The sequence below is a fragment of the Streptomyces sp. NPDC058284 genome (genome assembly GCF_042881135.1).
Classification (GTDB): Bacteria; Actinomycetota; Actinomycetes; order Streptomycetales; family Streptomycetaceae; genus Streptomyces.
In genome coordinates this window covers 131,308-149,033 of record NZ_JBHVYE010000020.1, presented here as the reverse complement: position 1 = coordinate 149,033, position 17,726 = coordinate 131,308, and the positions used below count along the sequence as shown (strand labels likewise).

Annotated in this window: 13 protein-coding genes; 9 read left to right on the top strand and 4 right to left on the bottom strand. The window is 71.5% G+C overall.

The genetic code is table 11. From position 1 onward, the window contains the following. Positions 1-2,024: maltotransferase domain-containing protein (locus ACFVYR_RS26250; protein WP_384254369.1), on the bottom strand; the 2,024-nt coding region annotated here is incomplete at its 3' end. Between the two features lie 58 nt (positions 2,025-2,082). Next, complete coding sequence (locus ACFVYR_RS26245; RefSeq protein WP_384254367.1) at positions 2,083-2,328, bottom strand: DUF5133 domain-containing protein; 246 nt, start codon at positions 2,326-2,328, stop codon at positions 2,083-2,085. 299 nt (positions 2,329-2,627) lie between these two features. Between ACFVYR_RS26245 and ACFVYR_RS26240 the strand changes: the two genes are divergently transcribed. From ACFVYR_RS26240 to ACFVYR_RS26220, 5 genes are all read left to right on the top strand, one after another. Next, a complete protein-coding gene (locus tag ACFVYR_RS26240) occupies positions 2,628-3,113 on the top strand; it encodes a pep a2 (protein ID WP_384254364.1) in 486 nt (161 codons plus the stop codon). A gap of 116 nt (positions 3,114-3,229) precedes the next feature. Continuing rightward, entirely contained in the window at positions 3,230-5,371 is a 2,142-nt protein-coding gene (glgX, locus tag ACFVYR_RS26235; RefSeq protein ID WP_384254362.1) for a glycogen debranching protein GlgX, read from the top strand. Positions 5,372-5,405: 34 nt separating this feature from the next. Next, complete coding sequence (locus ACFVYR_RS26230; RefSeq protein WP_384254360.1) at positions 5,406-6,062, top strand: endonuclease; 657 nt, start codon at positions 5,406-5,408, stop codon at positions 6,060-6,062. 91 nt (positions 6,063-6,153) lie between these two features. Beyond that, positions 6,154-7,737, top strand: a complete 1,584-nt coding sequence (locus ACFVYR_RS26225) for an FMN-binding glutamate synthase family protein (protein ID WP_384254357.1) — start codon at positions 6,154-6,156, stop codon at positions 7,735-7,737. 40 nt (positions 7,738-7,777) lie between these two features. Further along, positions 7,778-9,508 (top strand): thiamine pyrophosphate-dependent enzyme, encoded by a 1,731-nt coding sequence (locus ACFVYR_RS26220; protein ID WP_384254355.1) that lies wholly within the window; start codon positions 7,778-7,780, stop codon positions 9,506-9,508. Positions 9,509-9,542: 34 nt separating this feature from the next. On the opposite strand, the gene ACFVYR_RS26215 is transcribed toward ACFVYR_RS26220, so the two are convergent. Further along, positions 9,543-11,588, bottom strand: a complete 2,046-nt coding sequence (locus tag ACFVYR_RS26215) for a SpoIIE family protein phosphatase (protein WP_384254353.1) — start codon at positions 11,586-11,588, stop codon at positions 9,543-9,545. 240 nt (positions 11,589-11,828) lie between these two features. Between ACFVYR_RS26215 and ACFVYR_RS26210 the strand changes: the two genes are divergently transcribed. After that, entirely contained in the window at positions 11,829-12,095 is a 267-nt protein-coding gene (locus tag ACFVYR_RS26210) for a GlsB/YeaQ/YmgE family stress response membrane protein (protein WP_361722809.1), read from the top strand. 172 nt (positions 12,096-12,267) lie between these two features. Beyond that, entirely contained in the window at positions 12,268-12,897 is a 630-nt protein-coding gene (locus tag ACFVYR_RS26205) for an alpha-ketoglutarate-dependent dioxygenase AlkB (RefSeq protein WP_384254350.1), read from the top strand. Between the two features lie 22 nt (positions 12,898-12,919). Here ACFVYR_RS26205 and ACFVYR_RS26200 read toward each other — a convergent pair whose 3' ends face one another. Next, positions 12,920-14,293, bottom strand: coding sequence for an FAD-dependent oxidoreductase (locus ACFVYR_RS26200; protein ID WP_384254348.1), 1,374 nt, complete (start codon positions 14,291-14,293; stop codon positions 12,920-12,922). Positions 14,294-14,749: 456 nt separating this feature from the next. On the opposite strand from ACFVYR_RS26200, the gene ACFVYR_RS26195 reads away from it, so the two are divergent. Together ACFVYR_RS26195 and ACFVYR_RS26190 are read left to right on the top strand one after the other, a co-directional pair. Continuing rightward, complete coding sequence (locus tag ACFVYR_RS26195; protein ID WP_384254346.1) at positions 14,750-16,162, top strand: family 2B encapsulin nanocompartment shell protein; 1,413 nt, start codon at positions 14,750-14,752, stop codon at positions 16,160-16,162. Positions 16,163-16,269: 107 nt separating this feature from the next. Then, on the top strand, positions 16,270-17,697 hold the full coding sequence (locus ACFVYR_RS26190) for a family 2 encapsulin nanocompartment cargo protein terpene cyclase (protein ID WP_384254344.1): 1,428 nt from the start codon (positions 16,270-16,272) through the stop codon (positions 17,695-17,697). The last annotated feature ends 29 nt before the right edge of the window (positions 17,698-17,726 follow it).

Sequence of the window (17,726 nt, the reverse complement as noted above, 5' to 3'; positions counted from 1 at the left end):
TTGGTCCTGCCCCAGTGGTAGGTGTCGCCGGTGAGCTCGTCGCGCACCGGCACGCTCTCGTGCCAGTCGAGGCCGAGCAGCGGCATGTCCAACGACACCGTGGCTTCGCGTACGTGACGCGGGTCCAGATTGACAACGACCAGAACCGTGTCGTCACCGTCACGCTTGCTGTAGACGATGACGGCGTCGTTGTCGGCCTGGTGGAAGTGAAGGTTCCGCAGCTGTTGAAGGGCGGGGTGGTCCCGCCGGATCCGGTTCAGCGCGGTGATCAGGGGGGTGATGGTGCGCCCCTCGCGCTCGGCCGCCGCCCAGTCACGCGGGCGCAACTGGTACTTCTCGGAGTTCAGGTACTCTTCGCTTCCCGGCCGCACGGCGGTGTTCTCGCACAGCTCGAATCCGCTGTAGACACCCCAGGCGGGCGAGAGCGTGGCGGCGAGTACCGCACGGATCTCGAAGGCCGGGCGGCCACCCTCCTGGAGGAACTCCGAGAGGATGTCGGGGGTGTTCACGAAGAAGTTCGGGCGCAGGTAGGGCGCGGTCTCGGTGGTGAGCTCCGTCAGGTAGTCGGTGAGCTCCTGCTTGGTGTTCTTCCAGGTGAAGTACGTGTACGACTGCTGGAAGCCGGCCTGCGCCAGCGCCCGCACGAGCGGCGGCCTGGTGAACGCCTCGGCGAGGAAGAGCACGTCGGGGTCGGTGCGCCGGATGTCGGCGAGCACCTGCTCCCAGAACGCGACCGGCTTGGTGTGCGGGTTGTCGACGCGGAAGACCCGCACGCCGCGGGCCATCCAGAACCGCAGCAGCCGGACCGATTCGGCGACGAGACCCGGCAGGTCACGGTCGAAGTCGAGCGGATAGATGTCCTGGTACTTCTTCGGCGGGTTCTCCGCGTACGCGATGCTCCCGTCCGCGCGATGACTGAACCACTCGGGGTGCTTCTCCACCCACGGGTGGTCCGGCGAGCACTGCAACGCGAAGTCCAGGGCCACTTCGAGCCCGAGCCGCCCGGCCTCGGCCACGAAGGCGTCGAAGTCCTCCAGCGTGCCCAGATCCGGGTGGACGGCGTCGTGCCCGCCCTCGGGCGAGCCGATCGCCCACGGCACACCGACGTCGTGGGGCCCCGCCGAAAGGGAGTTGTCGGGTCCCTTGCGGAAGGTGGTGCCGATGGGGTGGATCGGCGGCAGGTAGACGATGTCGAAGCCCATCCCGGCGATGGCGGGCAGCCGCGCCGCCGCGGTACGGAACGTCCCCGGGGCCGGCGGCTCCCCCTCCCGGACGACGGCGCCCTCCGAACGCGGGAAGAACTCGTACCAGGAGCCGAACAACGCCCTTCGGGGTTCGACCACAAGAGGGAGGGCGTCCGAGCGGGTGACGCGGTCGCGCAGGGGGAAACGGGCGAGCGCCGCCAGCACCTCGGACGTCAGCGCGGCGTCGAGGCGTGCGGACGGATCACGCAGATCGTCCTGGAGCGCGTCCGCGGCGGCCAGCAGGATCCGCCGTTCGGGGCCCTTCGGCGCCGCCTGCGCGGCCCGCTGGTGAAGCAGCGCGCCCTCCTCGAGGACCAGCCCGACGTCGATGCCCGCCGGGACCTTGACCTCGGCGGCCCGGCGCCACGCCGTCACCGGGTCCGTCCAGGACTCCACGGCGTACGTCCAGCGCCCCTCCGCGTCCGGCGTGACCTCGGCGCCCCAGCGGTCGGTGCCCGGGGCCAGTTCCCGCATGGGCGTCCAGGGCCCGCGCCGGCCGTCGGGGCCGAGCAGCACGACGTTGGCGCCGACCGCTCCGTGGCCCTCGCCGAAGACCGTCGCCGTGACCTGGAAGGTCTCACCGGGCACCGCCTTCGCCGGGCGGCGTCCGCCATCCACGGCCGGCTGCACGTCCCGGACCGGGACGGGGACGGGCACGGACACAGGTACGGACACGCGCACGGTCAGTGGCGCCGACGCGCGGGCAGAACTCGACCCCACGGGGACGAAGTTCACCCCCGTGGCCACGGGGACGGGGTTCGTCTCCGGAGTTGAGGTCATCGGTCACTCCTCCACCGCGCTCGAGTCGGGCACGGCTCCGGCGGAGCCGTGTGTGGTGCTACTGCCCCAGATGCTCGGGCGCCGGCCGCGGCCGGCAGGCGGCGCGCGGTCGCAGGTACTCCTCGGCCGCTTCCGCGGCCACCCGCGCCGTGCACTCACCCATCAGCACGCACAGGGTGTACGCGCTGCTCTCGAACTGCGCGCGTACGTCGCGGTCGGCGGGATGGATGAACAACTGCCGTTCCCACGACCGGTACTGACTCAGATGCCGCGCAACCGCATCCTTGGCAGGCAACAGCACCACGCTGCTCACCTTCTCGTTTCGCGCCGGTGCGACCGGTGCGCCCGGCCACGGCGCAGACCGCACCCCTGTAGCGGGGCCGGACGGCTCGCGCCGACCGGTTTCCAGACTCATGGTGCACGCTCGACCACGCAGCGTCTTGTTGGCTTTTAAACCACCTGCTGTTCGCTCCTGTTGCGCGAATGGAGTAGCGATATGACTCTGATACTGACTCAGGAGCGATCAACGCTCACGCTTCGTGTTCGGGGCTCGGTCCACAGGGCCGGGAGGGGTGGGAGCTCCGCCGAGAGGAGCCAAGCACAATGAAGTCGGCAACCCCCCGCTACTACCACCTCGACGTGGAGACCAGCCCGGAGAAGATCGACCACGTCGCTCGCATCCTGGCCGCCCATCTCCGCCACTGGGGCCTGGATCACCTCGTCGAACCCGTCAGCCACTGCACCCGCGTGCTGCTGACGGCGATCGAGGAGCACGGAACGGACAAGGAAGCCGCCGTCGAGATGTGCTGGACGGGGCACCACCTCATCACCGGCGTGTCGGACAAGGACCGTGAACTGCCCGGACCGCACTACGGTCCGCAGGGCTTCCTGGCCCAGATCGCCGCGCTGAGCGACGGCTGGGGCAGCTGCCCCGCGGCCGGCGGAAAGCTCATCTGGTTCGCGTGCCGCGACCGGATGCCGGACCACGCCCCGCTGGCACCCGCCGCACCCGCGCCCTGCGTTCCCGAGTCGCTCGACGTGCCGCGGGAGGAGAGCATGGCAGTCCTGGCGGGTTCGCCGGACACGTAGTCCACGCCCGCCACGGCCACTTCGCCCACCGGCGAGAGCCGTACGCCATCCCGCAACCCCGGCGGAGGCCCTGCCCGTGCGCAAGGCCTCCGTCTCCCCGTCAGGAAGGACGTCGTGTGCGCACCTGGACCGGATCCCCTTTTCCCCTGGGCGCGACATATGACGGTGAGGGCACGAACTTCGCCCTGTTCAGCGAGGTGGCCGAGCGGGTCGTCCTCGTCCTGTTCCACGAGGACGGCACGCAGGACAGCGTCACCCTCTCGGAGGTCGACGGCTTCGTCTGGCACTGCTACCTGCCGGGGGTCGGCCCCGGGCAGCGGTACGGCTACCGGGTGCACGGCCCCTGGAACCCCGCCGCCGGCCACCGGTGCAACCCCGCCAAACTGCTGCTCGACCCCTACGCCAGGGCCATCGAGGGGGAGATCGACAACGACGCCTCGCTGTACGAACGCGCGGCGGACGGCCCCGAACCGGCCGACAGCGCCGGTCACACGCCGCTCTCGGTGGTCGTCGACCCGTCCTTCGACTGGGGGGACGACCGGCCGCCCCGCAGGCCGTATGCCGAGACGGTCGTCTACGAGGCGCACGTACGCGGCCTGACCCGCACGCATCCCGGGGTGCCCGCGGAGCTGCGTGGCACGTACGCGGGCCTCGCAAGCGACGCGGTCATCGACCACCTCACGTCGCTCGGGGTGACCGCCGTCGAGCTGATGCCCGTGCACCAGTACGTGCAGGACGGCTTCCTGCACGACCGCGGTCTCTCCAACTACTGGGGCTACGCCTCCATCGGCTTCTTCGCCCCGCACAACGGCTACGCGGCGCTGGGCACCCGGGGCGAGCAGGTCACCGAGTTCAAGTCGATGGTCAAGGCGCTGCACGCGGCCGGTCTCGAAGTGATCCTCGACGTGGTCTACAACCACACGGCCGAGGGCAACGAGAACGGTCCCACCCTCGCCTTCCGCGGCATCGACAACGCCTCGTACTACCGCCTCCCCGAGGACGACCCCGCCCACTACTTCGACACCACCGGCACCGGCAACAGCCTGCTGATGCGGCACCCGAACGTCCTGCAACTGATCATGGACTCACTGCGGTACTGGGTCACCGAGATGCACGTCGACGGATTCCGCTTCGACCTGGCGGCCACGCTCGCCCGGCAGTTCCACGACGTGGACCGGCTCTCGGCCTTCTTCGACCTGGTCCAGCAGGACCCGGTGGTCAGCCGCGTCAAGCTCATCGCGGAGCCGTGGGACGTCGGGGACGGCGGCTATCAGGTCGGCAACTTCCCGCCCCTGTGGTCGGAGTGGAACGGCAAGTACCGGGACGCGGTACGGGACTTCTGGCGCTGCGAGGACCACACCCTCGCCGAGTTCGCCTCCCGGCTGACCGGCTCGTCCGACCTCTACCAGCACGACCGCCGCCGCCCGCGCGCCAGCGTCAACTTCGTCACCGCCCACGACGGCTTCACGCTGCGCGACCTGGTCTCGTACAACGACAAGCACAACGAGGCCAACGCGGAGGACAACCGGGACGGCGAGAGCGTCAACCGCTCGTGGAACTGCGGCGCCGAGGGCCCCACCACGGACGGACGGGTCCTGGAGCTCCGGGCGCGCCAGCAGCGCAACTTCCTCGCCACCCTCATGGTGTCGCAGGGCATCCCGATGCTCGCGCACGGCGATGAGCTGGGCCGCACGCAGCGCGGCAACAACAACGCCTACTGCCAGGACAACGAGCTGTCCTGGGTCGACTGGGACCTCGACGACGAGCAGCGCGAACTGATCGGCTTCACCCGGCGCGCCATCGGACTGCGCGCCGCCCACCCGGTGCTGCGCAGACGCCGCTTCTTCCGCGGTGAGCGCCCGGCCCAGGCCGGCCGGCCGCTGCCCGACCTGGTGTGGCTGCGCCCCGACGCCCACGAGATGGCGGACGACGACTGGGGGCGCGCCGACGCCCACGCCGTCGGCGTCTTCCTCAACGGCGACGCCATCGCGGAGCCCGACTCGCAGGGCAGACCCGTGGTGGACGACTCCTTCCTGCTCCTGCTGAACAGCTGCGGGGACCCGGTCGTCTTCCGGCTGCCGGGCGCCGCGTACGGCGAGCGCTGGGAGACCCGGCTCGACACCACGGACCCGCAGGGCCTCTCCGACGAGGCGGAGCACAAGGCCGGCGGCGAAGTCACCGTCGCGCCGCACAGTCTGCTCGTACTGTCGCGCCCCGCGCTGGGCACCCGGTCCTCATCGGGCAAAAGGACCCGGTGACGCCAGAACCAGGACCCCACCCAGGAGGTGCGCGATGGCCGGCCGGCAGGCTGTGATGCGGGAACTGCTCAAGACCTCGGGACAGACGTACGCCGCGCAGGCGGGCATCCGCCTGACCGACACCCCCCAGCCGCTCTACCGCACCCTCGTCCTGTCCTGCCTGCTGAGCGCCCGCATCCGGGCCTCCGTCGCGGTGGCCAGTGCCCGCGCCCTGTACGACGCGGGGATGCGCGGGCCGCGGCAGATGGCCGACGCCACCTGGCAACAGCGCGTCGACGCCCTCGGGCGCGGCGGGTACCGGCGTTACGACGAGCGGACCGCGACCCAGCTGGGGGACGGCGCCCGGCTGGTGAACGAGGAGTGGCACGGCGACCTGCGCGAGGTCCGGAAGGAGGCCGACGGCGACGTGGCCGTCCTGGAACGGATGCTGCGGCGGGTTCCGGGCCTCGGGCCCACCGGCGTGCACATCTTCCTGCGCGAGGTGCAGGACGTGTGGCCCGAGTACCGGCCGCACCTCGACGCCAAGGTGCTGCAGGGCGCGGAGCGCCTCGGGCTGCCGCGGGACGCCGCCGAGCTGCTGCGGCTCGGGGACGGCGCACGGCCGAGCTTGGTGGCCGCCGCGCTCGTGCGGGCCGCGCTCGACCGGAAGATCGTGGACGATTGCCTGGAGCGGGCGACCGCCCGGGCCTGAGCCCCCCCTGGCCTCGGGACTTTCGGCCCTGATCCCCGTTCCGGTCGGCGGTGGCACGTGTGACCGGCCGGATCCGGGTCACGTGGGGGTCATGACGCGTTTCGCAACAGTGGGCCTGCTGGCGGTGTGCGCGGTGGGCGGTGTGCTCCTCGCCCTCCTGGCATCGCCGTGGTGGTGGCTGCTCGCGGTCCCTTTGCTGGCCGTGGCGCTGACCGGGGTGTACGACCTCATCCAGCGCGGGCACTCGGTGCTGCGGAACTACCCGGTACTGGGCCATCTGCGTTTCCTGATGGAAGCGCTGCGCCCGGAGCTGCAGCAGTACTTCGTGGAGCGCAACTACGACGGCAGGCCCTACGACCGGGACACCCGCAGCATCGTCTACGAACGGGCGAAGGGCGTCGACGCCGAGGAGCCGTTCGGCAGCGAACGCGACATGGAACAGCGCGGCTACGAGCTCCTCGTGCCGTCCATGGCGCCGGTGGCGGTGGCGAAGGAGCCGCCCCGCGTCCGGGTCGGCGGCCCCGACTGCGCCGAGCCGTACGACATGGCGCTCCTCAACGTGTCGGCGATGAGCTTCGGCTCGCTCTCCGCCAACGCCGTCCTCGCGCTGAACACCGGCGCGGCGCGCGGCGGGTTCGCCCATGACACCGGCGAGGGCGGCCTCTCCGAGTACCATCTGCGGCCCGGCGGCGACCTCGTGTGGGAGATCGGCACCGGCTACTTCGGCTGCCGCACCCGCGACGGGGACTTCGACGCCCGGCAGTTCGCGGACAAGGCCGCCCACCCCGCCGTCCGGTGCGTGTCACTGAAACTGTCGCAGGGCGCGAAGCCGGGGATCGGCGGCGTCCTTCCCGGCACCAAGGTCAACGCCGAGATCGCCTCCGTACGCGGTGTGCCCGAGGGCGAGACCGTCGTCTCGCCGCCCTACCACCGCGTCTTCTCCACCCCGCGCGAACTCGTCCTCTTCCTCGCCCGGATGCGGGAGCTGACGCACGGCAAACCGGTGGGGTTCAAGCTGTGCCCCGGGTCGCGTACGCAGTTCCTCGCCGTCTGCAAGGCCATGGCGGCGGAGGGGATCACCCCGGACTTCGTCGTCGTGGACGGCGCGGAGGGCGGCACGGGCGCGGCCCCGCTGGAGTTCGCAGACCACCTCGGGATGCCCCTCACCGAAGGCCTCGTGATGGTGCACAGCGCCCTGACAGGGGCAGGGCTGCGGGACCGTATCCGCATCGGCGCGAGCGGCAAGGTGGCGACGGGCACCGACATCGTCAAGCGCCTCGCCATGGGCGCCGACTACACCAACGCGGCCCGCGCGATGATGTTCGCGGTCGGCTGCATCCAGGCCCAGCGCTGTCACACCAACCGCTGCCCGACCGGTGTCACCACCCAGGACCCGCGCCGTGCCCGCGCCCTCGATGTGCCGGACAAGGCCGCACGCGTCGCGCGCTTCCAGGAGGCCACCGTCAAGAGCGCGTTGCAGATCATGGCCGCGATGGGGGTGCGCGACACCTCTGAGCTGAATCCCCGTCTGCTGCGGCGCCGCGAGGACCACAGCGGGTTCCGTTCCTACGCGGAGCTGCACGAGTGGCTCTCCCCCGGCGAGCTGTTCGCCTCACCGCCCGGGAGCTGGGCCGCCGACTGGCGCGCGGCCGACCCCGATTCCTTCGCCGTCTGACGGCGCACTCCCCCGTTCACGAGAGGAACATCCCCGCCCCATGTCACGCACTGTTGCCCGCGTCATGATCGACGCCCTGGAAGAGCTCGGAGTACGCCACGTCTTCGGAGTGGTCGGTGACGCTCTGAACCCCTTCACCGACGCCATCCGCGACACCGGTTCCGTCGAATGGGTGGGCTGCCGCCACGAGGAGGCCGCGGCCTTCGCCGCCGGCGCCCAGTCGCAGCTCACCGACACCCTCGGGGTCTGCATGGGCACCGTGGGCCCCGGCTCCGTGCACCTGCTCAACGGGTTGTACGACGCCGCCAAGAGCGGCACCCCGGTGCTCGCCATCACCGGCCAGGTGCCCCTCGCCGAGGTGGGCACCGACTACTTCCAGGAAGTCGACAACGACCTCCTCTTCCGTGACGTCGCCGTCTTCCGCGCCACCGTCACCTCTCCCGAACAGCTGCCGGGCCTCCTCGAGATCGCCGTGCGCAGCGCGATCGGGCGCCGCGGCGTCGCCGTGCTCACGGTGCCCGGCGACATCGGCGGCCAGGAGCTGCGGGACGACCGGCCGGTCCGGCTCGCCGTCGCGGAGTCCGCCAACCGGCCCGACGACCCGGTCCTCGACGACGCGGCCGCCGCCCTCGCCGACGGCGGCAAGGTCACCATGCTGGTCGGCCGGGGAGCGCGCGGCGCCCGCGAGGACGTGCTCGCCCTCGCGGAACGGCTGGCCTCGCCCATGGTGCTCACCCTCAAGGCGAAGGAGGGCTTCGAGGGCGACAACCCCTTCCAGGTCGGCCAGACGGGGCTGATCGGCAACCCGGCCGCCGCGCACGCGATGGAGCACGCCGACACCCTGCTGCTGCTCGGCACCGACTTCCCGTACCGCGAGTGGTATCCGCAGGGCAAGAAGGTCATCCAGGTCGACCGGGTCGCCGAACACATCGGCCGGCGGGTCCCCGTCGACGTCGCCCTCGCCGCCGACGTCGGCCCCACCGTGCGCGGACTTCTGCGCCGCCTTGAGCAGCGTACGGAGCGCGGGCACCTGGACGAGGCGCGGGAGAAGTTCGCCAAGTGGCAGCGGGGACAGCACAAACTCGCCGCTCCCGACCACGACCACGGCCTGGTCGGCAAGGTGCGCTCGGCCTTCGACAACCGGGACCACCTGGTGCGCCCGGAGGCGCTGGCCGCGGCGGTGGACGAGGTGGCGGCCGACGACGCCGTCTTCACCTCGGACACCGGCATGGCCACCGTCTGGCTCTCGCGCTTCGTCGAGATGCGCGGGTCCCGCCGGCTGCTCGGCTCGTACAACCTCGGCTCCATGGCCAACGCGATGCCGCAGGCCATCGGTGCCCAGCTCCTCGACCCCGACCGGCAGGTCGTCGCCTTCTGCGGCGACGGCGGTCTCAGCATGCTCCTCGGCGACCTCATGACCATCCGCAGCCGCCGGCTGCCGGTCAAGCTCGTCGTCTTCGACAACCAGCGGCTCGGCATGGTGAAGCTGGAGCAGGAGGAGGCGGGCCTGCCCGAGTTCGGCACCGGACTCGACAACCCCGACTTCGCCGCCGTCGCCGAGTCGATGGGCATCACCGGCATCCGGGTGGACCGGGCCGACGACCTCGCGGACGCGGTGCGCCGGGCGTTCGCCACGCCGGGGCCCGTGCTCCTGGACGTCCTCACCAACCCCGAGGAGATCGCCGTGCCGGCCAAGCCGACCGTGCAGCAGGGCTGGGGGTTCGCCATCGCCAAGGTCCGCGAGAACCTCACGAGCCCAGGCGGCCACTGAGAGCCTGTCCCCGAGAGGCGGGGGCGGTCGCCCGTCAGGCTTCCGGCACGGCGAAGTCGCACCAGACGGCCTTGCCCTCGCCCTGTGGTTCGATGCCCCACCCCAGAGCGACGGCCTCCACCAGGACCATGCCGCGGCCGGAGGTGGCGGTCTCCCCCGGTGACCTCTTGCGGGGCCGGTCGCTGGAGCGGTCCTTCACCCACAGGCGGACCCGGCGCGGCGGACCGCTGAGCACTTCGAGGGTGAGGCTGGCGCCGCCCTCGGTGTGGACCAGGGCGTTGACGAGGAGTTCGCCCGCGGCCACCTCGACGTCGTCGGCGACACCGCCCATCCCCCAGGACGCGAGGTGTTCCCGCAGGGCGGCGCGCGCGTCGGCGAGTCCCTCGGGGTCGGCCTGGTGGACATAGCGGTGGATGCGCGGCTCCTGGGGGGTGCCGGGGTCGGGGAGACGGCGCAGGACCAGGAGCGCCACGTCGTCGCCGGTGCCCCAGCGCTCCCACAGCGCGTGCGAGAGGTGGTCGGCCAGGTCCTCCGCCTTCTCGGGTCCCACGCGGAGCACCTCGGCGAGGTTCTCCATCCCGGTGTCGAGGTCGAGGCCTGCGTCCTCCACGAGCCCGTCCGTGCACATCACCAGGGTCTCCCCGGGTACGAGGTCGAGCCGCACCTCGGAGTAGTCCTCCATGCCGAACTCCGTGGCGAGGCCCAGCGGCAGCCCGCCGCGCACCCGCGGTACGCCCACTCTGCCGTCCACATGGCGTACGAGGGGCGGCAGGTGCCCGGCCCGTACCGCGCGCACGATGCCGGTGGCCGGGTCGAACTGGGCGTAGGTGCAGGTGGCGAAGCGTTCGGTGTCCAACTCGGCCAGGAAGCGCGAGGTGCGGGAGAGCACCGTCGCGGGCGGGTGCCCCTCGCCGGCGAAGGCGCGCAGGGCGATGCGGAGCTGCCCCATGATGGCCGCGGCGTGGGTGTCGTGTCCCTGCACGTCGCCGACGACCACGCCGATGCGTCCGCGGGGCAGGGAGATGACGTCGTAGAAGTCCCCTCCGACGTCCCGGCCGCCCCAGGCCGCGTGGTAGCGCACGGCGACCTCGGTGTCCACGACGTCGGGGATGCCGCGCGGCAACATCGTGGCCTGCAGGCTCTTGGCGAGGTCGCGTTCCTCGTCGAACAGCATGGCGCGCTGCAGCGACTGGGCGACGATGCCGGAGAGACCGATGCACAGGTTGCGGTCGGCGTCGCCGAATTCCCGCCGGCCGCGGTAGAAGAGTGCGAGTCCGCCGATGGCGCGGTCCTGCGCCACCAGCGGCAGGAAGGCGGCCGAGTCGAGGCGCATGCTCTCGATGTACGGCCTCAGCCGGGTGAAGCGCCGCGCGAGGTCGGGGAGCGAGCCCACGAAGCGGGGCTGCCGGGTCACGACGGCCTGGGCGAGCGGCAGCGAGTCGTCGGCCTGGTACAGCTTGATCTCGTCGAGGGTCTGCATCGACTGGCCCACCAGGGCGATCAGCTTCAGGTTCTCCCCCTCGACCAGGCCGAGCACCAGCCCGTCGGCGGCGAACCGGTCGAGGCCGCCCGCGCCGGAGAGCACGGCCACCACGTCGTCGACCGTGACGGCGCGCGACAGGGCCTGCGTGGTGCCCTGGACCATCAGGGCGATGCCTCGTCTGCGCTCTTCCCTGGGGTCGGTGGCCGCGAGCTCCGTCCCGTCGTTGGCGGCCGACCGCAGGATCCCCAGGACGCGGGCGGCCCGTCCGTCACCGTCGCGCACGATGCGTCCGCGGGCGTGGCCCAGGTGCAGCGAGCCGTCGCGTCGGCGGATCCGGAAGTAGACGCCGTAGAGGTCGGTACCTGTCGTGGCGGCTTCGGTGACCGCGTAGTTGATGCGGACGGCTTCCTCGGGCGGCAGCCGTCGCTGGAGCGAGGCGACCCGGCCGTCGAACTCGCCGGGCAGGAGATCGAGCAGGGCGAGTGAAGCGGCGTCGAGGCTGAGCCCGCCACTGCGCAGATCCCAGTCGAAGCAGCCCACGCCGGTCAGGAGCAGGCACTGTTCCAGATCGATGGGTGGCTTCTTGGCTGACGTCATGGCTGTCTCCGGTATGCCGCTCGGCCACCATAAGCTGCCGCCGCCCGGGGCGCGCGGTCGGACATATCGGGCGACGATGGGGATGCGGGGTCGCCCCGCCGCTGGTTCTGCCGGAGGAGAGACCTTCGTCCCGCCACACGTGACCTTGGTCCTGTGTACAAGGGCCGGAGCTGGACATCCGTCTTAATGTCGGACGGCAGATCGAGTGTCGTCATGTAGGCAAGGGAAAGGAACGTACTCGTGGGCATCATCGCCTGGATCCTGATCGGCCTCATCGCGGGCGCCATCGCCAAGGCCCTCACCCCCGGCAAGGACCCGGGTGGCTGCCTGGTGACGATGCTGATCGGCATCGTGGGCGGGCTGCTCGGCGGCTGGCTGGGCAAGGTGATCTTCGGCGTCCACTCGATCAACGGGTTCTTCCATCTGTCGACGTGGATCGCCGCCATCATCGGCTCCGTGATCGTTCTCTTCCTCTACCGCCTGTTCACGGGGAAGCGGGCCCACTGACCCGAACGGCCCAGTCTCGGACGGCGCCCGCCCGGTGCCGACCGCGGGGATCTCTCCGCGGTCGCCACCGGGCGGGCGCTTGGCGTATGCACCTGGCCACACCTGGCAGCCTGCCGACCGATCGCCCCGTTCGAATTAGCTCACGCGTTCGATTAGGGCGTATGCTGAACCCATGGCCATGCACCAGCTCCAGGGATCGCTCTTCGATCAGGCCGATGAGGTACGCCTCGGACCGCTCGGCGCGATCCGCAGGACGCCCCTCGGCGACGGAGCATGGATAGACCTGCTGCCGGGCTGGCTGCGGGGCGCGGACCTGCTGTTCGAGCGGCTGGCCGCGGACGTCCCCTGGAAGGCCGAACGCCGCCAGATGTACGAGAGGGTCGTCGACGTACCCCGCCTGCTCAAGTTCTACGGTGCGGGCGAACCGCTCCCCCACGCCGTCCTCGACGAGGCCCGGCAGGCCCTCTCCGCCCACTACGCCACCGAGCTCCGCGAGCCGTTCACGACGGCGGGCCTGTGCCACTACCGCGACGGGCGCGACAGCGTGGCCTGGCACGGCGACCGCATCGGCCGGGGCGCCCGCGAGGACACGATGGTCGCGATCCTCTCCGTGGGTGCGCCCCGCGACCTGCTGCTGCGCCCGCGCCGGGGCGGCGAGACCGTCCGGCGCCCGCTCGGGCACGGCGATCTGATCGTGATGGGCGGCTCCTGCCAGCGCACCTGGGAGCACGCGATCCCCAAGTCGGCCCGTGCCACCGGCGGACGCATCAGCATCCAGTTCCGGCCGCACGGGGTGCGCTGACCGCCCGCCCGAAGGCGGGTACTCAGCGCGTGCGGCGCCCGAGGGCCCGGCGTACCACCTTGCCCAGCACCGCCGGACGGAACAGCAGCGAGGGCGGGGCCGTCATGTTGAGGACCCGTACGAACCGCGCCCAGATGTCCGGGTCGCGCACGGCGAGCGCGAAGACGTGCTGGTTGTACCAGTAGGCGAAGCGCGCGGCCGGCGGCTGCCCCGTCGGGGTCCACATGACGTCCGAGCTGGTGGCCAGGGTCCAGGGGACCTGGATGACACGGGCGGCGCCGCGCTGGTAGAGGCGGCTGAGGCCGTCGAGTCCGGACGCCTCGGAGCGGCGGCGGCCCAGCAGTCGCCCGAGCAGCTCCGCCTCGAGTGCGGCGACCGTGAGCCCCTGCCCGTACACCGGATTGAACACGCAGAGCGAGTCGCCGACCGCGATGAGGCGTTCGGGCCAGCGGGTGTTCTTGTGGTGCAGGCGCCACTCGTTGCCCGGATTGGTGTAGCGGTGGATCTGCCCCTGCCGGGTGCCGCGCTCGATCTGTTCGGCGAGGCGGGGGTTGCCGAGCGTCCGGGCGAATTCGAGGTAGCCCTCGTCGTCGGTGGGCGGCACGTGCTCGTCGACGCCGAGCAGCGAGCACATCCAGCGGCCGTGCTCCACGGCCAGCACCACCCCGCCGCGCGGAACACTGGGCGCGAAGGCCATCTGGTACGCGACGTCGAAGTCCTGCCGGTCCCGCGGCGGACGTCCGTAGCAGGCAGAGGTGTAGGTGATCTTCGCCTTGACGACGGTCTTGGCGGAGAGCGGGAGGCGCGCGTCCGTGAGCCAGCGGTCGACGGAGGTGGCGCGGCCCGAGGCGTCGACGACCAGATCGGCGGCGACCTCCACGGACTCCTCGGCGTCATGGGCGCGGTAGCGGACCTGGTCCAGGCGGCCGGGGGCGCTCGCCGTCACCGTCTCGCAGCGGGTCGCCGCGAGCAGCCGCACCGCGGGGAGCGACAACACCCTCTGCCGCAGGCGCCGTTCGAGTTCGTCGCGCGTGACGGTCTGCACGGGCACGCCGACTCGGGCGGTCGGGGCGTAGCCGGTCGGCAGCAGGAAGCTGATCCGCTCCCCATAGTCGAAGACGGGTGCGCCAAGCTCCGCGAGTTCCGCCCGCAGCCCCGGGAAGAGGCGCTCCAGCGCCTCGCCGCCCCGGGCGAGCAGCGCGTGCGCGTGGTAGCCCTGCGGGACGTGGGGGTGCACCCCGGTGTCCGGGCCCACCGGGTCGTGTTCGAGGACCAGTACCTCGGTGAAGTGGTCGGCCAGGACCCGGGCGGTCACGAGCCCCGCGTACCCGCCGCCGACGACGACGGCCCGCTCCCAGCGCGCGTCGGGGGCGGAGCTGTGCTGATGGCCGGTCATGACCGCCCCGATTCCACGTGGTTCAGCTCCCCGCTGTGCCGCACGGCACCGCGACAGCGCCCATCGGCGGTGACGTGACGAAGCGGCTCGTCGAAGTGTGGCCCCGGGCGTGCCCCGTGCGGTGGCCTTCTGTCGGGTTTGCGACACGGCGCCGCGCGGCCGTCGACGGCACATGCGAGGGGCATGAGCTGTGCACGGGCGGTTCCGGACGGCTCGGCACGGTACGGAACGCGCCGTGGAGCACGGCTGAATCCCGTCGGTACCCGCGCAAACATCGCGGAGGCTCGATCATCGTATCGAGTTAATGTCGGCGGCTTCCCTTGGTCCAGGGGGCGGAGCGGCCCCTAGTGTTTCTCTGGGTCTGGACGGGTTCCCGTTCAAACGCCCCCCTTTCCCTCCTGTTGCCCGGTGCGCCCGCAGGGCGTGTCGCCGCCCTGACCAAGGAGAGCCCGCTTCATGACCGTTGACTCGAGCCCGGAAGCCCGGACAGCGCCGCCCAAGCAGTCCAGCCTCGGCACGACGGCCGCCCGCAACCTCGCCACCACGACCAAGTCCGCCCCGCAGATGCAGGAGATCACCTCCCGCTGGCTGCTGCGGATGCTCCCCTGGGTCGAGACGAAGGGCGGTCATTACCGTGTGAACCGCCGGCTGACGTACACCGTCGGCGACGGGCGCGTGGAGTTCATCCAGGACGGCTCCGACGTCCGGGTGATCCCGCGCGAACTCGGCGAACTGGCCCTGCTGCGCGGCTTCGACGACGTGGAGGTGCTCACCGCCCTCGCCGACCGGTGCGAGCAGCGCGACTTCGGGGTGGGTGAGACGCTGACCGAGCGCGGCGCGCCCGCGGACCGGCTCCACCTGATCGCCCACGGGCGCATCGGCCAGACCACCGCGGGCAGGTACGGCGAGGAGGTCGCCCTCGACGTACTGGCCGACGGCGACCGGTTCGGGGAGGAGGCCCTCCTCGACGAGGACGCGCGGTGGGAGCAGACCACGACCGCGGAGACATCGGGCACCCTGCTCACCCTGTCGCGTGCCGACTTCGCGTCCGTGCTCGCGTCGGCGTCGAGCCTGCGGGACCACGTCGAAGCGTTCACGTCGCGCGCGAACCGCCGACAGAACCACCGCGGCGAGGCGGAGATCGCGATGTCGGCCGGTCACACCGGCGAGCACGAACTGCCCGGCGCCTTCGTGGACTACGAGGAGAAGCCCCGCGAGTACGAGCTCTCGGTCGCGCAGACCATCCTGCGCATCCACACCCGGGTCGCCGACCTCTACAACGGCCCGATGAACCAGACCAAGGAGCAACTCCGGCTCACCATCGAGGCGTTGCGTGAGCGCCAGGAGGACGAGCTCGTCAACAACCGCGAGTTCGGCCTGCTCCACAACGCCGACTTCAAGCAGCGCATCCAGCCGCACTCGGGCACGCCGACCCCGGACGACCTGGACGAACTGCTCTGCCGCCGCCGCGGGTCCAAGTTCTTCCTCGCCCACCCGAGGACGATCGCGGCGATCGGACGTGAGTTCAACGCGCGCGGCGTCTATCCGGACCACGTCGACCTCGGCGGCCAGCAGGTCCCGGCCTGGCGCGGGGTGCCGATCCTCCCCTGCAACAAGATCCCCATCACCAAGGAGAAGACCAGCTCGATCCTCTGCATGCGTACGGGCGAGGAGAACCAGGGCGTCATCGGCCTGCACCAGACGGGCCTGCCGGAGGAGTACGAGCCGGGTCTCTCCGTCCGCTTCATGGGCCTCGACGAGAAGGCGATCACGTCCTACCTCGTCACCACCTACTACTCCGCCGCCATCCTCGTACCGGACGCGGTCGGCGTCCTGGAGAACGTGCAGATCGGCCGCTGGCCGAAGTAGCGGGCCGGGCCTGCGAGGCAGGGCGCGGCGTCCCGGCTCCTCCGGGAGAGCCGCGCCCGCCCCCAGGACCCGCGAGAGCCGCCCACCCCATCAAGGAGGAGCCATGCATGCCCGCGCCTGAGCCGACACTTCCGCAGCAGAGCCCGCCGGAGGAGGCCGCCCACTTCGGGGCGCACATCCTCGCGGGCGCCGCGGCCCGTGCCTGCGACATCGGGGCCGCGACCGGCGGCCCGCCGACCGCACCCGCGGCGCTCGCGCCGCCCTCCCCGGCACCCGCCGCGCCCGGACCCGTCGCACCCGAAGAACCCGCCGCGCCCGAACCCGCCGCGCCCGAACCGTCCCTGTCCGAACCCGCCCCGCCCGAACCGTCGCTGCGCCTGCCCGCGGGTCCCGCGCCGGTTCTGCCCGCGCCCGCATCCGCGCCCGCAGTTGCCGAACCGTCCCTGCTCGCGTCCGGCACCGGTCTGGAACGTGTGCTGCGGGGCCCCAGCGGCCTCGGCACCACGGGGCTGCGCCTGTTCCCGCGGGAGGAACCGCCGGCGCCGTCCGAAAGCGAAGGCACCCCGATCCCGGGCCTCTACCACCACCCGGTGGCCGAGCCCGACCCGGCGCGGGTCGAGGAGGTCAGCCGCAGGATCAAGTCCTGGGCGGTGGACGAGGTCAGCCTCTTCCCCGATGACTGGGAGGAGGAGTTCGACGGGTTCTCCGTGGGGCGCTACATGGTCGGCTGCCATCCGGACGCCCCCACCATCGACCATCTGATGATCGCCACCCGCCTGATGGTCGCTGAGAACGCGGTGGACGACTGCTACTGCGAGGACCACGGCGGCTCCCCCATCGGCCTCGGCGAACGCCTGCTCCTCGCGCACACCGCCCTCGATCCCCTGCACACGACACGGGAGTACCAGCCGCAGTGGGCGAAGTCGCTCCACGCGGACGCGCCCCGGCGCGCCTACCGCTCCGCCATGGAGTACTTCCTGCGGACGGCCAGCGACTCCCAGGCCGACCGGTTCCGGCACGACATGGCCCGGCTGCACCTGGGATACCTCGCCGAAGCCGCCTGGGCCCAGCAGGACCAGGTGCCCGAGGTGTGGGAGTACCTGGCGATGCGCCAGTTCAACAACTTCCGCCCCTGCCCCACCATCACCGACACCGTCGGCGGCTACGAACTGCCGGCGGACCTGCACGCGCAGGCCGCCACGCAGCGGGTCATCGCGCTTGCGGGCAACGCGACGACCATCGTGAACGACCTCTACTCCTACACCAAGGAACTCGCCGCTCCCGGCCGGCACCTGAACCTGCCCGTCGTGATCGCCGAACGCGAGAGCCTCTCCGAACGGGACGCCTACCTGAAGTCGGTCGAGGTCCACAACGACCTCATGCACGACTTCGAGAGCGAGGCCGCGGCCCTCGCCGCCGCCTGCCCCGTCCCCAATGTGCAGCGCTTCCTGCGGGGCGTGGCCGCGTGGGTCGACGGCAACCACTACTGGCACATGACCAACACCTATCGCTACAGCCTGCCCGACTTCTGGTAAGAGACCCTCAGGGCAAGAGAAATGGACTC